Annotated in this window: 10 protein-coding genes and 1 riboswitch; of the genes, 4 read left to right on the top strand and 6 right to left on the bottom strand. The window is 66.2% G+C overall.

The genetic code is table 11. From position 1 onward, the window contains the following. Positions 1–27: 27 nt before the first annotated feature. Both DA1_RS26115 and DA1_RS26110 read right to left on the bottom strand, forming a co-directional pair. Complete coding sequence (locus tag DA1_RS26115) at positions 28–837, bottom strand: alpha/beta fold hydrolase (RefSeq protein ID WP_034396198.1); 810 nt, start codon at positions 835–837, stop codon at positions 28–30. A gap of 22 nt (positions 838–859) precedes the next feature. After that, positions 860–2,158, bottom strand: coding sequence for an O-acetylhomoserine aminocarboxypropyltransferase (locus DA1_RS26110; protein WP_012206759.1), 1,299 nt, complete (start codon positions 2,156–2,158; stop codon positions 860–862). A 106-nt stretch (positions 2,159–2,264) separates the two neighbouring features. Here DA1_RS26110 and DA1_RS26105 point away from each other — a divergent pair, with 106 nt between their 5' ends. Continuing rightward, entirely contained in the window at positions 2,265–2,717 is a 453-nt protein-coding gene (locus DA1_RS26105) for a CBS domain-containing protein (RefSeq protein ID WP_012206758.1), read from the top strand. A 146-nt stretch (positions 2,718–2,863) separates the two neighbouring features. Here DA1_RS26105 and DA1_RS26100 read toward each other — a convergent pair whose 3' ends face one another. After that, the gene (locus DA1_RS26100; protein WP_034396196.1) at positions 2,864–3,361 is read right to left on the bottom strand and encodes a helix-turn-helix domain-containing protein; all 498 of its coding nucleotides are present in this window, start codon (positions 3,359–3,361) and stop codon (positions 2,864–2,866) included. Between the two features lie 199 nt (positions 3,362–3,560). Here DA1_RS26100 and aroC point away from each other — a divergent pair, with 199 nt between their 5' ends. After that, positions 3,561–4,658 (top strand): chorismate synthase, encoded by a 1,098-nt coding sequence (gene aroC / locus DA1_RS26095; protein ID WP_034396194.1) that lies wholly within the window; start codon positions 3,561–3,563, stop codon positions 4,656–4,658. Positions 4,659–4,723: 65 nt separating this feature from the next. Here the strand turns inward: aroC and nrdR are convergent, their stop codons facing one another. From nrdR to DA1_RS26080, 3 genes are all read right to left on the bottom strand, one after another. Next, positions 4,724–5,179, bottom strand: a complete 456-nt coding sequence (gene nrdR, locus DA1_RS26090; protein ID WP_012206755.1) for a transcriptional regulator NrdR — start codon at positions 5,177–5,179, stop codon at positions 4,724–4,726. 22 nt (positions 5,180–5,201) lie between these two features. Further along, entirely contained in the window at positions 5,202–6,449 is a 1,248-nt protein-coding gene (gene glyA, locus DA1_RS26085; protein ID WP_034396192.1) for a serine hydroxymethyltransferase, read from the bottom strand. 34 nt (positions 6,450–6,483) lie between these two features. Then, a riboswitch (ZMP/ZTP riboswitch) is annotated at positions 6,484–6,659 on the bottom strand. 137 nt (positions 6,660–6,796) lie between these two features. Continuing rightward, positions 6,797–7,708 (bottom strand): lytic transglycosylase domain-containing protein, encoded by a 912-nt coding sequence (locus tag DA1_RS26080; protein ID WP_034396191.1) that lies wholly within the window; start codon positions 7,706–7,708, stop codon positions 6,797–6,799. Positions 7,709–8,475: 767 nt separating this feature from the next. On the opposite strand from DA1_RS26080, the gene DA1_RS26075 reads away from it, so the two are divergent. Together DA1_RS26075 and DA1_RS26070 are read left to right on the top strand one after the other, a co-directional pair. Further along, positions 8,476–12,294 carry a DUF748 domain-containing protein gene (locus tag DA1_RS26075; protein ID WP_062794181.1) on the top strand — a complete coding sequence of 1,273 codons (3,819 nt, stop codon included), beginning with the start codon at positions 8,476–8,478 and terminating at the stop codon, positions 12,292–12,294. A gap of 154 nt (positions 12,295–12,448) precedes the next feature. Continuing rightward, complete coding sequence (locus tag DA1_RS26070) at positions 12,449–15,076, top strand: DUF349 domain-containing protein (RefSeq protein ID WP_034396188.1); 2,628 nt, start codon at positions 12,449–12,451, stop codon at positions 15,074–15,076. Positions 15,077–15,194: the final 118 nt, after the last annotated feature.

The raw sequence follows: 15,194 nt of genomic DNA, 5'->3' as shown, positions 1-15,194 counted from the left end.
GGCCCTGCGGGCAGGACCCGGCCGGGCTCAGCGTGCCAGGAAATCCCGGATGGCGAACAGCGTCTGGTCGGGCGCCTCGGTCATCTGGTTGTGGCCGCTGGGCAGGTGCACGATGCTGACCTGGCGCTGCGCGCCCCGGGCCGCCTCGATCAGGCCCTTGGCGGCCTTGGGCGGCGTCATCTGGTCCTGCTCGCCCAGGGCGAACAGGACCGGGCATTGCAGCGCCGCCATGGCCGCCTCGCCGCCCGCGTAGCTGTCGCAGGCCTTGAAGCCGGTGTGCAGCAGGTTGGTGCGGTCATTGCTGGCCAGCACGCGCCGGCCCAGCGCCATGCCGGCGCCGAATACCCAACTGCCTGCGCCGCTGGGTGGCGCCAGCGTGGCGCGCGAGAACACATTGACCATGCGGATGGCCTGCTCTGGCGTGCTCAGTGCGGAGTCCAGCAGGGCGGGCGAGACCTTCATCGGATAGGCCGTGCCCACCAGCGCCAGGTGGCTGACGCGCGCGCCCAGCCGCGCGGCCGCTTCCATGGCGATCAGGCTGCCCCAGCTGTGGCCGACCAGCGCGGCCTTCCCGATGCCTGCCGCATCCATGAGCTGGCCGATGAAATCCGCCGCTGCCTCCACGCTGGCGGGCGCGTCACCTGCGCTGCGGCAGTGGCCGGGCAGATCTATGGCCAGCACGTTCCAGCCGTGGTTGGCCAGGTAACGGCTTTGCAGGGCCCAGACGCTGTGGTCGCACAGCACGCCGTGGATGAGGATGGCCGTAGGCTGGGCGGGGTTGAAGGCCTTGCCGCCGGTATAGGCGTAGATGGCGTGGCCCTGAACATCAATCTTCATTGTTGGTGTCTCCCTTGTCGGCTCACGCTGCCTTTTCAGCGGCCTTGAGGGCGCGCTTGAGGTCATCGATCAGGTCGTCGGCATCCTCCAGTCCGATGGACAGGCGTATCGTGCCCTGGCCGATGCCGGCCTGGGCCAGTGCTTCGTCGCTCATGCGGAAATGCGTGGTGCTGGCCGGATGGATCACCAGGCTGCGGCAGTCGCCCACGTTGGCCAGGTGGCTGAAGACCTTGAGCGTCTCGATGAACTTGCGCCCCTGGTTGCGGTTGCCCTTGATGTCGAAACTGAACACCGAGCCCGCGCCGCGCGGCAGCAGCTTCTTGGCGAGCTGGTGCGAGGGATGGGTCTCCAGCAGCGGGTGGCCCACGCGGCCCACCAGCGGATGGCTGGCCAGGAATTGCACCACCTTCTCGGTATTGCGGATGTGGCGCTCCATGCGCAGCGGCAGCGTCTCTATGCCCTGCAGGATCAGCCAGGCCGTATGCGGGCTCATGCAGGCGCCGAAGTCGCGCAGGCCTTCGCGCCGCGCGCGCAGCAGGAAGGCGCCGGTGCTGCTTTCCTCGCTGAACACCATGTTGTGGAAGCCGTCGTAGGGCTCGGTCAGCTCCGGGAAGCGCCCCGACTTTTCCCAGTCGAAGCTGCCGCCATCCACCACGATGCCGCCGACCACGGTGCCGTGGCCCGACAGGAACTTGGTGGCCGAGTGGTAGACGATGTCCGCGCCATGCTCCAGCGGCTTCATCAGCCAGGGCGAGGTCAGCGTGGAGTCCACCAGCAGCGGCACGCCGGCTTCATGGGCTATGGCGCTGATGGTGGGGATGTCCAGCACATCCAGGCCCGGGTTGCCCACCGTCTCGCCGAAGAACAGCTTGGTGTTGGGGCGCACCGCGGCGCGCCAGCCGTCGATGTCGCCGGGCTTGACGAAGGTGGTCTCTATGCCGAAGCGCGCCAGCGTGTAGTGCAGCAGGTTCTGCGAGCCGCCGTACAGCGCCGTGCTGGCCACGATATGGCTGCCCGCGCCCATGAGCGTGGCCACCGACAGGTGCAGCGCCGCCTGCCCACTGGCCACGGCGATGGCGCCCACGCCGCCTTCCAGGGCTGAGACGCGCTGCTCCAGTACGGCGTTCGTGGGATTGGAGATGCGGCTGTAGACGTGCCCTGGGCGCTCCAGGTTGAACAGCGAGGCCGCATGGTCGCTGGACTCGAACACGAACGAGGTCGTGAGGTGGATGGGCGTCGCGCGCGCTCCGGTGGCGGGGTCGGGCTGTGCGCCCGCGTGCAGCGCCAGGGTGTCAAAGCCGGGGTCCGAGTAGCCGGGCATTCCTGTCTCCATGGTTGTCAAGGCAAGCGGGCATTGTGGGCTATATTTCCTGTCAGACACGGGCTTGCCGCAACCACGGCGACACAGACAAATTTGGAGATACGGCATGAAAGTAAGTGACATCCTGCGCGTCAAGGGCAACACCCTCTACACGGTGTCGCCGGACGAAAGCCTGGCCAGCGCGGTGCAGGTGATGTCGGAGCGCGATATCGGCTCCCTCGTGGTCATGGAGCATGGCGACGTGGTCGGCATGCTGACCTTCCGCGAAGTGATCCAGGGCTTCGTCAAGCACGGCGGGGTGGGCGAGACGCTGGTGCGCTCGGCCATGGACGACGCTCCCATGACCTGCACCATGGAAACCGACATGGATGAGGTGCGCCGCATGATGCTGGACCGCCATGCACGCTACATGCCGGTGATGGACAAGCGCATGCTCATGGGCGTGATCAGCCTGTACGACGTGGCCAAGGCCGTGGTGGACAGCCAGAACTTCGAGAACCGCATGCTCAAGGCCTACATCCGCGACTGGCCCGAGGGCGAGCGCCAGGGCGCGGACTGATCGTCGGGGCGATATCGACCTTTCGTCCGTTTCACCTTGGGCAGCAAGGCCTCCGAACGCAAAATGCGGCGGAGGCCTTTGTCTTTGCGCGCAGGGCGCAAAGCAGACAGTCGCGTGAACAGCGAATGGATGGGCCGCAGGACCTGTCAGTGCACGCGGCGGCGTTTGGGCTTGAGCAAGGCGCTGGGCGGCACGTCATAGGCCTGTCTGAAGACACGGCTGAAGTGCGAGAAGCTGGTGAAGCCACAGGCCAGCGCCACATCGGTCACGCGCCGCGCATTGTCTGCCCGAAGCAGCAGGTGCGCCTGGGCCAGCCGTTCGTTCCAGAGCCAGCGGCTCGGGGTCAGCCCTTCGGTGGCAAACAGCCGCGCCAGGCTGCGCAGCGACATGCCCATGTCCCGAGCCACCTGCAAGGGCTTGAGCTCGGGGTCGTCGAGCCGGGCCCGCATGTACTGCTTGGCCTGGGCAAGCCTGTTGCGGGTTCTGAAATCGCCAGGGCTGGACGATGTCAGCAGCACATTCAGCAGCGAGGGGCGAAGGTCCTGCTCCTCGTCCTTGGGCTGAAGGCCTGGCGATGCCGGTGGAGTGCTGCCCGCATGGTCGCCGTGATCCTGGATTTGCGTTGAGTCGTAAGAGGCCTGCATTTCACGAACCTCCCGCAGTTTGCGGCTGGTGCCAGCGTGGTGATTCGCAGGCGGTTGAAAAAGGGTGGATTGCAATTTTAACTATGAATATTTGCAATCCAATAGCTATTTTTATTCTCGCTGGGCGATGGCTGTCTGCGCAATGCACCGCCGCCGCGGGCACGGCGCTTGCGGGCTACCCGGGCATAATCGTCGGCCTATGAGCGGCAACACCTTCGGCACCCTATTCACTGTCACCAACTTCGGCGAATCGCATGGCCCGGCCATAGGCTGCGTCATCGACGGCTGTCCGCCCGGCATGGCGCTGAAAGAAGCGGATATCCAGCAAGAACTGGATCGCCGCCGTCCCGGCACCAGCAAGTTCGTGACCCAGCGCAACGAGCCCGATGCGGTGGAAATCCTCTCGGGCGTCTACGAAGGCCGCACCACGGGCACGCCGATCGCGCTGCTGATCCGCAATACCGACCAGCGCAGCAAGGACTACTCCAACATTGCGCAGAGCTTTCGTCCCGGCCATGCCGACTACGCCTACTTCCAGAAATACGGCATCCGTGATCCGCGCGGCGGCGGCCGTTCCTCGGCACGGCTGACGGCCCCCACGGTGGCCGCTGGTGCCGTGGCCAGGAAGTGGCTCAAGGAAAAGTTCGGCACCGAGTTCCGCGCCTGCATGACCCAGGTGGGCGAGTTGTCCCTGCCCTTCGAGAGCTGGGAGCATGTGCGCAACAACCCCTTCTTTGCGCCGGTGGCCGATGTGTCCCAATACGAGGAATACATGGATGCGCTGCGCAAGTCGGGCGACTCCTGCGGCGCTGCGCTGCGTGTGCAGGCCAGCGGCATGCCGGTGGGCCTGGGCCAGCCGCTGTATGACCGCCTGGATGCCGACGTCGCCTACGCCATGATGGGCCTGAACGCGGTCAAGGCCGTGGAGATCGGTGCCGGTTTCGACAGCGTGGTCCAGCGCGGCACCACGCACGGCGACTCGCTGAGTCCCGAAGGCTTTCGCAGCAACAACGCCGGTGGCATCGTCGGCGGCATCAGCACGGGCCAGGACCTGGAAGTGCGCATAGGCATCAAGCCCACCAGTTCCATCATCACGCCGCGCGAATCCATCGACGTGCAGGGCCAGAGCACCGAGGTCATCACCAAGGGCCGCCACGACCCCTGCGTCGGCATCCGCGCAGCGCCCATCGCCGAGGCGCTGCTGGCCCTGGTGGTGATGGACCATGCGCTGCGCCACCGTGCCCAGTGCGGTGACGTGGATTCGGGCCTGGCTCCCATCCCTGCCGCCGCGCCCTGAAACACTGCCAGGCCACCAAAGAAAAAGCCGCCCAAGGGCGGCTTTCTTGCGTCCTGCCGGCCTGATCAGCCGGGATTGCGCACCTCATCCATGACGTTCTTGAAATCGTCCACATCCTCGAAGCTGCGGTAGACGCTGGCGTAGCGGATGTAGCCGACCTTGTCGAGCAGCTTGAGCTCGCGCATCACCATCTCGCCCAGGCGGCTGGAGAGCACTTCGCGCTCGCCCAGGTTGCGCAGCCGCTCCTCGATGCGCTCGATGGCGGCATCGATCTGCTCTGTGCTCACGGGGCGCTTGCGCAGCGCGATCTTGAACGAGCCCAGCAGCTTGGCGCGCTCGTACTCGATGCGCCGCCCGTCCTTCTTGACGATGGCGGGAAAGCTGACCTCGGGCCGCTCGTAGGTGGTGAAGCGCTTGTCGCAGCCGCCGCACTGGCGGCGGCGGCGGATGAAGCCCCCATCCTCGGCCTCACGGGTCTCCACGACCTGGGTGTCCGGATGGCTGCAGAACGGGCACTTCATGGCAGGCCTCTATGCGTGCAACTCAGGCGCCGTAGACCGGGAAGCGGGCCGTCAGCTCGGCCACCTGGGCGCGTACGCGGGCCAGGTTGGCTTCGTCGGCGGGGTTCTCCAGCACGTCTGCCAGCAGGTTGGCTGTCAGGCGGGCTTCCTCTTCCTTGAAGCCGCGCGTGGTCATGGCGGGCGTGCCCACGCGAATGCCGCTGGTCACCATCGGCTTTTCGGGATCGTTGGGGATGGAGTTCTTGTTGATCGTCATGTGGGCGGCACCCAGCGCGGCTTCGGCCGCCTTACCGGTGATGCCCTTGGCGCGCAGGTCCACCAGCATGACGTGGCTTTCCGTGCGGCCGGAGACGATGCGCAGACCGCGTGCCGTCAGCGTTTCCGCGACAACCTTGGCGTTCTTCACGACCTGTTCCTGGTAGGTCTTGAACTCGGGCGACAGCGCTTCCTTGAAGGCCACGGCCTTGCCGGCAATGACATGCATCAGCGGGCCGCCTTGCAGGCCGGGGAAGATGGCGCTGTTGATGGCCTTCTCGTGCTCGGCCTTCATCAGGATCACGCCGCCGCGCGGGCCGCGCAGGCTCTTGTGCGTGGTAGTGGTGACCACGTCGGCGTGGGGCACGGGGTTGGGGTACACGCCCGCGGCGATCAGACCGGCGTAGTGGGCCATGTCCACCCAGAAAATGGCGCCGACTTCCCGGGCGATCTTGGCGAAGCGCTCGAAGTCGATGGCCAGGGCGTAGGCCGATGCGCCGGCCACGATGATGCGGGGCTTGTGCTCGCGCGCCAGCGCTTCCATCTTGTCGTAGTCGATGGCTTCTTCGGCATTCAGGCCGTAGGAGACCACGTTGAACCACTTGCCCGACATGTTCAGCGGCATGCCGTGCGTCAGGTGGCCGCCTTCGGCCAGGCTCATGCCCATGATGGTGTCGCCGGGCTTGGCAAAGGCCATCAGCACTGCCTGGTTGGCCTGGGAGCCGGAGTTGGGCTGCACGTTGGCGGCTTCGGCGCCGAACAGCTTCTTGACGCGGTCGATGGCGAGTTGCTCGACCACATCGACGTTCTCGCAGCCGCCGTAGTAGCGCTTGCCCGGATAGCCTTCGGCGTACTTGTTGGTGAGCTGGGAGCCCTGGGCTTCCATGACGGCAGGCGAGCAATAGTTCTCGCTGGCGATCAGCTCGATATGTTCTTGTTGACGCAGGTTCTCGGCCTGGATGGCGGCAAAGACTTCGGCGTCGACCTTCTCGACGGTATTGGTGCGTTGAAACATGGCAGTCCTGTGAACTTGAAATTCCCTTGAGGCCAAGGGCTGCCCAGGCGAACGGCGGAACACTCCAGATCCCGCGTGCGCATGGAGGCTGGGCGGTACGCTCCCCGGTGGTTCACAGAAGGTGGTCCTTCTCGGGCCTTCTGCTGGTTTCCACGTCAGCGGCAGCGGTGCGTGAAGCGGCTGCGCCTATCGCCAGTTGCGTACCCCGCTAGTGTAGCTGAGCCGGTGGCGCCGAAGACCTGGCAGGGGCGTTGCAGAAGGCGTTTGCGTGGGCCACCTGCAGTTGGATCGGGCATGAAAAAAGCTGGCCTTGGCCAGCTGTGCATTCACTGTGCCGGGAAGTCAGGCTACAGCGCCGGCTCCTGGGACTGAAGGGCCACTTGCTCGGAGCGGGCAGAGGTGTTGCTCGAGCTGACCGGCACGGCTGCAGGCGCAGCCGCTGCTGCCGGGCCCGAGGCCTCGGCCACGGGGGTGGCCGGCTTGGTGGAGGCGATCTGTACGGCCTGCCGGGGCTGATCTACCTTGGCGGTCATCAAAGGCACGGCACGCAGGCCGGCAGCCATGCGCAGGCGCTGGTGCTCGGCCAGCACCTTGGCGGCGTAGCCACCATCGGTGGGCAGGTTGGCCGCGCCCACGTAGTAGCGCAGGCCTCCTTCGATGGAGCCGGCGCGCTCGATGCATTCCTTGAGCACGCGCACGCCCACGCGCAGATTGCTGACCGGGTCGAAGGCAGCATTCTGGCCACCGAAGTTCTCATACTTGTCGGTATGCACCGTGGTCATCACCTGCATCAGGCCCTGCGCGCCGACAGCGCTTTGCGCAAACGGGTTGAAGCTGGACTCGATGGCCATGATGGCCAGGATCAGCGTCGGGTCCAGGCGGTTGACCTTGCCCAGGTCGTAGGCCTCGCTGACCAGTGCCGCGATGGGCTCGGGCGCCACGCGGTACTTCTTGCTGAGCCAGAAGGCCACGGCCGCCTGCTCCTTGGGCAGGTTCTTGGGGTTGGTCGCCGTCGCCCGATCGCTGGCAGCGAGTTCGACGGGAACACCCAGCTCGGCCATCTGGCGAGCGGTCAGCCAGGAGCGCAGCTGGCTCTCTCCGGCATCGCGCAGGTCAGGGCGGGCGAACAAAGTGATGGCCATGAAGGCCACAGCCAAGCCCAGAAGGGCGAAGCTGTTGTGGATGATGGCAAGAAAACCGTTGGCCACATCGATGGCGAACGTTCGCGCGGCGGCGAAAAATTTTCCTGACGCTGGCATAGCTTTTTCCTTTCTAGGGGCACCAACCCGAAACGGCCTTCGCCGAAGCGAAGGCCGGTGAGGCTGACACCCTGGATTGGGTGCTGCGGATCCGGGAGGCTGGCGCTTGGTGCGCCATTGCGTTGTATGCCTGCGGGATCTGCTCAGTCGTGAGGCAGCAGAAACAAAAAACGCTCTATTCGAGCGCTGGCGGATTCTAGGAGTTCACCAAATACACGGTCAACACTATGAAATCAACTTTTTAGATCAATGAATAATAACAAACCATGGATGCAAACACAGTTTTGAGATCTTGAAGAGCGGGTGGCGTGCTACCGATGTACGCCGCTTCCGCCGTTTTCAGAGTGCGTCATGAAATTGCAATGAAATGCAAAAGCACTGGCAGGCCGACCCTGCGTCCTTCTATATTGGAGGCGACTGCTCCTGCAGTCGTCTCGCCAAGGTGGAAGACAGGTAAAAGTGGTGTTCGATAGTGCGGACACCGTGGTTCAAGTCTTCTTCCGCGGCCTTCCTGGAAGCAATCTCTTGCTTCCAAGCAGCAAGGACCATCCTCTCCTTGACTGCGGAAAACGGTCGGGACTTGTGCCCGCCGTAAAGCCCGGAAGCCGGTTCACGGCTTCCGGGCTTTGTCGTTCAAGGATGGCTGCAACGTCAAGAAATGTGCCGTGGTGCGGACCCAGCCGTTGCTGTCGCCCCAATTTCTGGTGCAATGCAGCGTTGCCCTGTCCTGTGTCCCAGGATGGGGCTGTACTAGTTACCAGAGCCCCATGCAATCTCTCTTCAAGCACCGCTGGCTGCGCAGGCTGGCCATCGCCCTTGTGGCGTTCCTTTTGCTGTGGCTGCTGCTGTGGGCGCTGGTGCCCGTTGTGGCCAAGAGTCAACTGGAAAAGCAGGCATCGGCCAAGCTGGGCCGTCAGGTCCGTGTGGGTGCAGTGGAGTTCCGGCCCTGGTCGCTGGAGCTGACCCTGCGGGATCTGAGCATTGCCAGGAGCCAGGCGGAAGGCGCGGCACCGGAGTCCGTGCCGTCTGCATCTTCGTCCCCCCAGCTTCAGATCGACCGCATCTATGTCAATGCCAGTATCCAGTCGCTGTTTCGGCTGGCGCCGGTGCTGGATGCCATCGAGGTCGATGCGCCGGTGCTGCGCCTGACCCAGCAGAGCCTGGGGCATTTCGATGTGGACGATGTGCTGGCCAGGCTGGCCGAACCCGGCGACACGCCGCCCTCCAGGCCCGTGGGCTTTGCGCTGTACAACATTGCGCTGCGCGACGGCCGCGTGGAATTGCAGGACGAGGTCCAGCAGCGCCAGCACATGCTCGAGCAGTTGCAGCTGCGCCTGCCTTTCATCAGCAACCTGGAGTCCAAGCGCGAGATCAAGGTGCTCCCGCACCTGTCCTTTGCGCTCAACGGCAGCCGGTTTGAATCCAGCGCCCAGAGCACGCCCTTCACCGAGCAGCGCCAGACCGCTGTCGATCTGAACTGGCAGGGCGTGGACCTGACACCTTATTTGGGCTATGTGCCCGTCACCGCGCCTGTCAAGCCGCGTTCCGGCGTGCTCGATGCCAACCTGCACATCTCCTTTGAGCAGGCCGAGCAGGCCGTGGTCCGCATCACCGGGGAGGTCAGCCTGTCCGGCGCCGAGCTGCACGACCGCGACGGCACCCCCCTGCTGCGCTTCAAGCGCCTGGCCGCCGTGCTCAAGAACGTGCAGCCGCTGCAATCGGTTGCAGAGCTGGAGTCCGTGCAGTGGAGCGCCCCCGAGATTTTTGCGGCCCGCGATGCGCAAGGCCGCATCAATTGGATGGCGATGGGGGGGGCTACCTCCCCGGATGCCAGGCCGGCAGCGGAAAAGCCTGCCTCCGACGCGCCCCAGCCGTGGAAGGTCAGCCTGGACAGGCTGTCCGTTGCCAATGCCACGGTGCACTGGCGCGATGCCGCTCCCGACGCTGGAAAGTCGGGCGCTGCGCTGCAGGCGCGCGAGCTGTCGTTGCAGGTGCGCGATATCCGCTGGCCCCTGGAGCAACCGCTGCAGCTTGCTGCCAGCATGCAGGTGCAGCCCGAATCGGCGGGGGAGGGGGCGAAACCTGCCGAGTTGCAGCTGAGCGGGGCCTTGACCGACAAGCAGGGCCAACTGGCCATCTCCGCGCGGCAATTGCCGCTGCAACTGGCGGCGCCGTACCTGTCTGCCCATATCAGACCCGAGCTGACGGGTCTGTTGAGCACCGACGCAGGCCTGGGCTGGAACGGTTCCGCCATGGTGGTTCAGGTGGCCGGGCTGGGCGTGGAGCAGTTGAGCCTCAAGGACAAGGCCGCGCCCGTCGATATCGCGCACCTGCAGCTGGAGCAGGTGCAGGTCAATCTGGCCAGTCAGCAGGTCTCCGTTGGCCGCTTGGCATTGCAAAAGCCGCAGCTGGCCGTGTTGCGCGATGCCCAGGGCCGGTGGATGTACGAGCAATGGCTGCCGCCCGCCTCCTCGGCGTCCGAATCGCAGGACGCCGGCAAGGACAAGACCCGGCCCTGGGGCCTGAAGCTGCAGGCGGTGGAGGTCGATGGCGGCGCCATTGCGCTGCGTGACGAAGCGCCCGTGCGCAACGCGGATTCGGCGCGCACCGTGTCGCTGGACCTGGGTTCACTGCGCCTTCGCATGGGCGCCATCGAGCCGCTGGCCGCAAAATCCGCGCCCACGCCGCTGGAGCTGTCCGCCCAGGTCGGCTCGGGCCGGCGTGTCCAGGCGGGCTCGCTGAGCCTGCGGGGGGACCTGGGGCTGGCGCCGCTGTCGCTTCAGGGCAAGTTGCAGGCGCGCAGCCTGCCGCTGCATGCGCTGGAGCCCTACTTTGCCGACATGCTCAATGTGGAGTTGGTGCGTGCCGACGGCAATTTCCTCGGACAACTGCGCTTTGTCAGCCAACCGGCCGGCCCCGAGCTGGCGGTGCAGGGGGATGTCGAGCTCGTGGATCTGCGCATGCGCTCCGCGCTGGCCTCTCCCGTGCAAGCGGCGGGCGAGGCCGCAGGGCAGGGCGCGCCACGCACGGCGGCAGGCGCCGTGGCTGCCGTGCTCAGCGAGTCCACGGCCGACCGGGCCAAGGCCCAGTCGGTTGCCTTGGGTCTCGGCCTGCGCGATGAACTGGTGGCCTGGAAGACGCTGGCCGTGCGCGGGCTGGACCTGCAGATGCAGCCCGCCCAGCCGCTGCGCCTGAGCGTGCGCGAGACGGCGCTCAGCGACTTCTTTGCGCGCGTCATCGTGCAGCGCAACGGGCGCATCAACCTGCAGGACATCGTCAAATCGGCGAAGTCCCAGCAGTCCCTGGAGCAGAACGCCGCGCCGGCCGCGGATGGCACGGCGGCTTCCGCCGAACCGGCGCCACCGCAGGCCACCTCCGGGCCTGGGCCCGTCATCAAGATCGGGCCGATTGTGCTGACGGGCGGCAGGGTGCAGTTCTCCGACTACTTCATCCAGCCCAACTACTCGGCCGACCTCAGCGAGCTGGCGGGTCGCCTGAGCGCCTTCTCGTCCGAGCAGCCTGCCAGCCAGCAGGCGCCGCAACTGGCGGATGTGGAACTGCGCGGCCGCGCCCAGGGCACGGCTTCGCTTGAGATCACCGGCCAGGTCAATCCCCTGGCCAAGCCGCTGGCCCTGGACATACGTGCCCAGATGCGCGACCTGGAACTGCCCCCGCTGTCGCCGTACTCCATCAAGTACGCGGGCCACGGGATCGAGCGCGGCAAGCTCAGCATGGACGTCAACTACAAGATCGAGCCCGATGGCCAGCTCACGGCGCGCAACAAGCTGGTGCTGCATCAGCTCACCTTCGGCGAAGCCGTCGAAGGCGCGCCCGCCTCGCTGCCCGTGCGCCTGGCGGTGGCGCTGTTGGCTGACCGCAACGGAGTCATCGACCTGGACCTGCCGGTCAGCGGCTCGCTCAACGACCCGCAATTCAGGCTGGCGCCGGTCATCTTCAAGATCATTGGCAACCTGATCATGAAGGCCATCACCTCGCCGTTCTCGCTGCTGTCGGGCGCTTTTGGGGGCAGCAGCGAATCGGGCGTGGTGGCCTTTGCGCCGGGGCGTGCCCAGATCGACGGCAAGGCCCGCGAGAGCCTGGACAAGGTGGTTGCCTCCCTCAAGGATCGCCCGGCCCTCAAGCTCACCGTGATCGGCGAGGCGCGCGAGGCGCAGGACAAAGAGGCCTGGAAGCAGGCGGAGCTCGATCGCCTGCTGCTCGCCCAGAAACGCCGCCAGGTGCTGCGCGATGGCAAGTCGGCAGAGTCCGTGACCGAGTTGCCTGCCTCCGAAGTGCCGGCCTTGACCAAGGCGCTGTACAGTCGCGCCGACTTTGCCAAGCCACGCAATGTCATCGGCATGGCCAAGGACCTGCCCACCGACCAGATGCGAAATCTGCTGCTGGAGCAGATTGCCGTGCCCGACGACGCCATGCGCGAACTGGCGCTGGCCCGCGCCGTGGCCGTGCGCGACTACCTTGCCCAGCAGCAGTTGCCGCTTGAACGCCTGTTTCTGGGGGCTCCAAAACTGGACTCCGACGACCAGGAATGGAGTCCGCGCGCCCAGCTCAGCCTGTCCACGCAGTAGCCCGGTTTTGGCTCCGCTTCAAATAACGGCGAGAATATGGTTTTCCCGGTCCGGCTAGCATGCCCGCATGCGGCCTGGCCGGCCGCGTCTGGCGGCCCGCGGCAGCCAGACATTCAACGATTGATTCATGTCTTCTCTTTCCCCCCGCAGCACCATGTCCGATGCACCTGAAGTGAGCCCTGCTTCTGCCAAGAATCCCGAACAACACCCCTTGGATGTGCTCACGGGCGGTGCCTTCTCCGCCGAAACCTCGGGTGATCGCGCCGCGCGCATCCGCGACTGGCTGGCAACCCAGCCTTCGGTCGAGCAATTGCAGGACGTCCTCAAGGAACTGAGCGCGCGCGACAAGGGCGCGGCCCGTGCCGTGCGTGAGCGCCTGGACGAGATCCGCCGCACCAAGGACCAGGAAAAGATCGCAGTGGAGTGGGCTGAAAAGGCCCAGGCGCTGCTGGTCGCATCGCCCTTCAATGCCGCCGACGCCATCGCCTGGCAGCGCGACGCCGCCAAGGCGGGCGCACCGCTGTCGCGTGAACCTCTGTCGCAGCACAAGGCCCAGCTGGCCGAGCGTGTCAAGGCCATCGAGGAGCTGCAGCACCGCGTGCAGGTCCAGCGCGAAGTGGCCGTTTTGCTGGCCCAGCGCATCGAGGTCCTGTCCACCAAGCCCTGGCGCGATGCCCAGGCTGTGCTCGACAACCTGCGCGCCGACGTGGCCCGTTGGCAGGAGCAGGCCGGCGAACTGACTGGCGATGACAACTGGGCCAGCGTGGACGGACGTTTCCCGCCCCAGCTGGAAGCCGCCAGCGCACAGCTGATCCTGGTCTGGGATGCCTTCCAGTCTGCACTGGCGCTGACCGAAGCTGCCGCCGCCGACGAAGCCGCTCCGCTGCCCACCGTGCCCGTGTGGGCCGATGAGCTGCGCGTGGCGCGTGGCCTGCCTCCCGAGGCAGCGGCCGCCGAGCCGTCCAAGCCGGCTCCCGCTGCCCGCAGCGCAGCCCAGCCCAAGGCGAAGACATCGCCTGAGCAAGTGGCTGCCGCCAGCAGTGCACTGACCCAGGCGCTGGAGCAGCTCCAGGCTGAGACGGTTGCCGGCGAAAGCAAGGCGGGTTCCGCCGCCGTGCAGGCCGTGCGCGCCGCCATCAAGGCCCATGGCCGCCTGGTGGACGATGTACTGGTCACCAAGGTGCATGAGGCCCTTCTGGCCGCTGGCGAGTCCGAAGGCTGGCCGCGCCAGAACGCCGACAAGCTGCGCGAGGAACTGGTTGCCAAGGCGGAAGCCCTGCTGAACCGCCCTGAAGGCCAGGCGCTGGGTGGCCGCAAGATCCAGGAATCGCTGCGCAGCCTGCGCGAGCAATGGAAGCTGGCCGACCAGGGCAGCGCAGCCAACCACGCACTGTGGAAGAAGTTTGACGAAGCCTGCAACACGGCCCACAAGGTGGTCGAATCCTGGCACGACAAGCTGCGCACCGAAACCACCCAGTCCAAGGCACAGCGCCTGGCGCTGATCGAAGAGATCAAGGCGTGGGCAGCACAGCAGTCCGCCAGCGAAGATCTCAAGGGCGCGGCGCGCGCACTGCGCCAGTTCGCTGAACGTTGGCGTGAAAGCGGGCACATCGGCGAGAAGCTGTTTGCCGAACTGCAACCCCAGTTCAAGCAGGCCATGGCCCTGGCCGAGGCTCCGTTGCATGCCGCGCAAAAGGCCAGCCTGCAGCGTCGCCACGCCATGATCGACGAAGCCACCGCTCTGGGCGCAGCGCCCAACCTGCGCATCGACGCCGTCAAGGCCCTGCAGCAGCGCTGGCAGGCCGAGGCGCAGGCCGTGCCTCTGGACCGCAAGCATGAGCAAAAGCTCTGGGATGCCTTCCGCAAGCCACTGGACGAAGCCTTCAACCGCAAGGGCACCGAGCGGGGCCCCCGCGCCGCAGCCGTGGCACTCAGCGACCATGATCGCCGCGTGCTGGAAGCGTCGCAGGCCGTGGAAGCTGCCAATACCTCGGGTGACGTGCAGCAAATCCGCGCTGCGGTGGAGGCTCTGGAGCAAGCGCTGCGTGGCCGTGCCGATGCTTCCGTGAATGCGGCCCAGCCAGCACAGGAGCCTGCCGCTGCTGCAGCGGGTTCGGAAGAGTCCGAAGCCAAGCCGGTGCCGGTGCGCCCCGTGGTTGCCGTGCGCGGCGATGATCGTCCTGGCATGAAGAAGGAAGAGGGCGGTGCACGTGCTGCCCGTCCTGGCGACCGCCGCGATGGTGGCCGTGGTCGCGACGGCCGGGATGGCCGAGACAGCCGCGACAGTGGCCGTTTCAGCCGCGAGCCGCGCGAAGAGCGCGGACCGCGCCTGGCGGACCCCGCCTTCCGCGCCCAGCGTGAAGCCATGGAGCATGCCCAGGACGCCCTGCGCAAGCTCGCGGCCCAGGCCCATGGTGAGGCACTGACCCAGTTGATGGCGGCGTGGGAGTCGCGTGATGCTGCCCAGATGCCGGCTGCACAACAGCTTGGCGGCCGCGTGTCTGCACAAGTGCGCAGCGCCTGGTCGCAGGCCTTGGGTCAGGCACCCAAGGGAGACGCGGGCGAAGCCCTGCTGCGCCTTGAAATGGCCGCCGACGTTCCCACGCCTGCGGAACATCTGAGCGCCCGCCGTGCCCTGCAGCTGCAGCTGCTGACGCGCCGCAACGATCCTGCTCCGCAGGAAACCTGGGGCAACGATGCCGCCCGGGTGCTGGCATCGCCGCGCGATGATGCCAGCGCGCGCCGTCTGCAGAACGTGCTCAAGCAACTGCTGCGCAAGTGATGCGTGGGAGGTGATCCTCTCATCCAGGAAGGGAGCCGCTGGCTCCCTTTTTTTGCGCCATGGATGCGACCTTCTGGGGTCGATGCGTCTGCAGCGCCCAAGAAAAAAGGCCGTTGCA

The sequence above is a fragment of the Delftia acidovorans NBRC 14950 genome, from assembly GCF_001598795.1.
In the GTDB taxonomy this organism is placed as follows: Bacteria; Pseudomonadota; Gammaproteobacteria; order Burkholderiales; family Burkholderiaceae_C; genus Comamonas; species Comamonas acidovorans.
This window is presented reverse-complemented; position numbering and strand designations above follow the sequence as displayed.